Origin of the sequence: Candidatus Anoxymicrobium japonicum (genome assembly GCA_002843005.1) — a bacterium.
GTDB lineage: Bacteria > Actinomycetota > Geothermincolia > Fen-727 > Anoxymicrobiaceae > Anoxymicrobium > Anoxymicrobium japonicum.
In genome coordinates this window covers 1-4,166 of sequence record PHEX01000111.1, presented here as the reverse complement: position 1 = coordinate 4,166, position 4,166 = coordinate 1, and the positions used below count along the sequence as shown (strand labels likewise).

Sequence of the window (4,166 nt, the reverse complement as noted above, 5' to 3'; positions counted from 1 at the left end):
CTCAACTTTCGCACACGTTTGATTGATTCTATGTATCTGTTCTTTAACAAAAAGCGGGGTTATTTTGCCATGCAAGTAACCAACGTGCCCCGTAAATTGGCGGTAGATCCCTGAGAAATCGGTCGATCAGGGACCGGATCAGTTCCCTGGTCATTTCTGTGGCGGCGCCCAATGCCTGATCGAGAAGCATCAGCACAAAGGCCAGCGCTTCAGCGAAGGTCGCCTGCTGGAGTTCTTCGCAACAGGCGTGAAACAGGGTCCCAAGCGTTCGGGGGTCCTGGTTCGTCCTCTTGGCGAGGGCCAGCATGATGTATCGGCAGCACACGACGGCGGCATGGGCGACAAGAGCGTCATAGGACCGCCCCTGGCATTCTTTGGCAAGATTGAGAAACGACTTGGCCATCTTGAAGAACACCTCGATGTCCCATCTGCGTTTGTAGGCCGTGACGATCTCATCGTTGCCCAAGGCGGTATCGGTGGACAGCAGGGCCAGCCACTTTTTGGTGCGCCTGTCCCGGACGAACACGATCTTTGCCTGTACGGGAACGCCTTTATCATCCTCGCCGATCTCGACCATGACCGAGGCGAGAATCTTTGCGCGGCCTCGTCGCTTGCGGATCTTTCTGTAGATGGCCGCCAGATGGAGATATTCCCCCTCGTAGCGATAGAAGATCTTTTCCGTGACCTTGAGCATGCAGAGAGTATGCATCCCCTTGGCAAGCAGCTTCCTCATGGTTGCGGGAAAGGCAAACCAACTGTCGAACAGAATGTGACGGGCTTGAATCCCGCTTGCAACGGCCTCGGCCACCATCTCGACGAGGACATCGGTTGCCTTGCGGATGCCTTCCCGGCGACGCTTCGCACCATTGGTGCGACGGTCAAGATCCGTACGCAAGGGAACCAGCCGGTTCTTTTCCTTGCTGGACGCCAGCAGCGCACAGGAAACAGGCAGAAAGCTGATGCCGTCGGACCACCCCAGTGTGAGCATCCTGAATCCGCGGTAATACCGCCTGTCGGTATGATCGAAGACCCGCGACAGCAACTCGACATGCTTGCTCCGGTTGCGGCGATAAAGCGTATCATCGGCGATGAGCACCTTCATGTTGGCGGCGCCGGTCAGCGGCGAAAGCTCATCGCGGATCACCCGGGAACTCAACAGCAGAAGGAATCTGCGCCAATTTGTATGGACCGAATTGAGAAACCGATACACCGTGTCTTTGGCCATGCCGCAGCTTCTGTCCGCCGTCATCGTGCGAAACAGGTTCTTTCCGGCAAAGACCAGGGTGAAGAGAACCCGGAACACGGCGACCGGAGAAACGCCCTTCTCCTTGTCGACGTTGCTTCGCTTCAGCAGGCTTCCGATTTGATTTTTTGATTGAGAAAGAACTGATGAATCTTGTTTTCACAGGAAACGATGTCTGATACAATCTGGCTCATGGCGTCACCTCGTGGGATAAAGATTTTCTATGGTAGCAAAACCTATATATCACACTTTGTGACGCCATACTACTAATAATTACAATATATTACATACTTTTAACTCCTGCGAAAGTTGAGATACTAATTTTAAATCTTTCCTTCTCGATCACGCATCGACGCAGGCCGGGCAGACGGCCATGCAGCGGAAGCATTCATACTGGAATCCGATGAACGAGGCCTGGTAGAGGCTCAGGAACCGGGGATCAATGATCATGGCCTTCTGCTGCTCCGGCGGTGCAGCCGTGAATTTTCGGATGAATCCGATGGCGCCGCCGATCCCGAAAGGCTGGGAGTTCCGCAGGCACTTCAAATCTTCCGTTTTTCCTTCCTCGTCCAAGGCGCTGGCGGGACAGGAAGCGACGCAAAGACCGCACTCGTCGCACAGGACTTCCGTGACGGGCGGATCGGAGGCCAGTACCATATCCGTGAGAATCGCCGTAAAGATGATGCGCGTGCCGAAGCGCGGCGAGATGACGAGATTGTGGCGTCCGAAATTCCCCAGCCCTGCGGCCACGGCAGCATGCCGCAGAGAAATGTCAGCTACCAGGCCCATGAAGGGCGCCGCCATGTTCAAGGGATAGGACGCCAGAATCGGCGCCGCCTTGACCTTGTAGCGGTCCTCGATGGCCTTGGCCATGCGGAAGGTGCAACTTTTGGTCTGGTCCATTTGGCCGAGGCGGCTGTGCATGCTGATCCGACCGATATCCGATGCAAGGCCGCCGTCCAGTTCCCGGAAGCCCATCACGACCATGGAACGGATTCCCGGAAGGATGGTTTTAGGATCAGGCGCCCGTTTCGATTTGTAGTCCTCGACGGCCGCAAAGCCGACGACATCCGCCCCGCAAGATAAACCCATCTGTCGAATCTCTTCCCTGCTCATAACGCCTCCCGGTATTTGGTATGCAGAACATTCAGTCAAAAAAACAACTACAGATCCCTGAATATTCTTCGTAAAAGAATCTGCAGGCGAGTTAACATGTTCAGTGTTTGAAATGCCGGACGCCCGTAAAGATCATGGCCAGGCCGTGTTCGTCGGCCGCCTGAATGGCTTCCTCGTCCCGCATGGAGCCGCCGGGCTGGATAATGGCCGTGATCCCCGCTGCGGCGGCCATATCGACGCCGTCCCGGAAGGGGAAAAAGGCGTCCGAGGCCAGCACCGCGCCCTGTGTGGGCAATTGGGCCTTCATCTTCGCGATTTTCACGGAATCCACGCGGCTCATCTGGCCGGCGCCCACGCCGACAAGCTGATCCTTTGTGGCGTAAACGATGGCGTTTGACTTGACGTGCTTGACGACCCGCCAGGCGAAATCGAGGGCTGCGTATTCCGCCTCCGTCGGCCGCCGTTTCGTGACGATTTTTGCCTTGCGGATATCGAATGCTTCGCGGTCCCGGTCCTGAACGAGCAGGCCGCCAACGACGCGCCGGAAATCGTAACCGGCCGAACCTTTTGCAGGGGCGAGCGGAATTTCCAGAACCCTGACGTTCTTTTTGGAACTCAGGATGGCTCTGGCCTCGTCATCGAAAGCGGGGGCAATGATCACTTCCAGAAAGGTCTTCGCCAGTTCCTCAGCCGTTTTTCCGTCCACCGGCCGGTTCAGGGCGACAATTCCGCCGAACGCCGAGACGGGGTCCGTTTCCATGGCTTTCCGGTAGGCCTCGGCCAAGTCGCCCTCGGTGACGGCGGCGCCGCAGGGATTGGCGTGCTTCATGATGACGACGGCGGGTTTTTCAAAATCCGATACCGCCTGCCAAGCCGCATCGGAGTCCATGATGTTATTGTAGGACAGTTCCTTGCCCTGGAGCTGCCGGGCGTTGGAAACCGCCGACAGAAGAGGGTCATTTTCGCGGTAGAAGGCGGCCGCCTGGTGGGGATTTTCGCCATAGCGGAGATCCTGTGCGCGTGCAAACTGCATGGTGAACGTTTCGGGGAAGAGGTTCCTGACGTTGCCGTCGGCTCCAAGCTTGCCCAGATAATTGGATATGGCCCCGTCGTAGCGGGCGGTCAGTTGAAAGGTCTTGACGGCCAACCGGAAATTCGTCTCCTCGGAAATCTTTCCGCCGGTTTCCTGCATTTCCTTCAGGATCGCGTCGTAATCGGCAGGCTCGGTGACGACGCTGACAAAGGGATAATTCTTGGCCGCGGCCCGCAGCATGGTCGGTCCGCCGATATCGATGTTCTCGACGGCCGCTTCCAGCGAGCAGCCTTCCTTCTCCACCGTCTTTTCAAACTGGTAGAGATTGACGACCACCATGTCGATCAGGCCGATCCCGTGCTCCTTCAGGGCGTGCATGTGTTCCGCATGATCGCGCAGTGCCAGCAGGCCCCCATGAATCTTCGGATGCAGCGTCTTGAGCCTGCCGTCCATCATTTCAGGAAACCCTGTATAATCGGATACATCGATGACGGCAAGGCCGCTTTTCCGAAGCTGCGCCGCCGTCCCGCCGGTGGACAAAATCTCCACCTGAAAATCTGCCAGTCCTCTGGCAAAATCGACGATTCTCGCTTTATCCGTAACGCTGATCAACACCCGTTTAATTTCGTTCAACCGCATTTTTTTCTCCTTTGTTATATTCAATGATCGATAGTCCAAAGTTGGCGGCTTCGTAAGAAGCTCCGCAGGCAAGGCGCGCAAATCCTGAGGAGTGGAGGGAAAATTAGGGACAGCGCCCCTATTTTCCGGGGGCGA

General features: G+C 56.4%; 2 protein-coding genes and 1 pseudogene. All 3 read right to left on the bottom strand.

What is annotated here, in order from left to right:
* Positions 1-43: 43 nt before the first annotated feature.
* Positions 44-1,437: pseudogene (locus tag CVT63_08185) on the bottom strand (IS4 family transposase).
* 148 nt (positions 1,438-1,585) lie between these two features.
* The gene (locus tag CVT63_08180) at positions 1,586-2,359 is read right to left on the bottom strand and encodes a 4Fe-4S ferredoxin (GenBank protein ID PKQ27405.1); all 774 of its coding nucleotides are present in this window, start codon (positions 2,357-2,359) and stop codon (positions 1,586-1,588) included.
* 100 nt (positions 2,360-2,459) lie between these two features.
* Positions 2,460-4,031 (bottom strand): bifunctional phosphoribosylaminoimidazolecarboxamide formyltransferase/inosine monophosphate cyclohydrolase, encoded by a 1,572-nt coding sequence (gene purH, locus CVT63_08175; GenBank protein PKQ27404.1) that lies wholly within the window; start codon positions 4,029-4,031, stop codon positions 2,460-2,462.
* Positions 4,032-4,166 lie beyond the last annotated feature (135 nt).

What these genes read in the sequence shown, in the direction of transcription:
- CVT63_08180 (PKQ27405.1), bottom strand. Translation starts at nt 2,359, where the DNA reads ATGAGCAGGGAAGAGATTCGACAGATGGGTTTATCTTGCGGGGCGGAT.
- purH (PKQ27404.1), bottom strand. Translation starts at nt 4,031, where the DNA reads ATGCGGTTGAACGAAATTAAACGGGTGTTGATCAGCGTTACGGATAAA.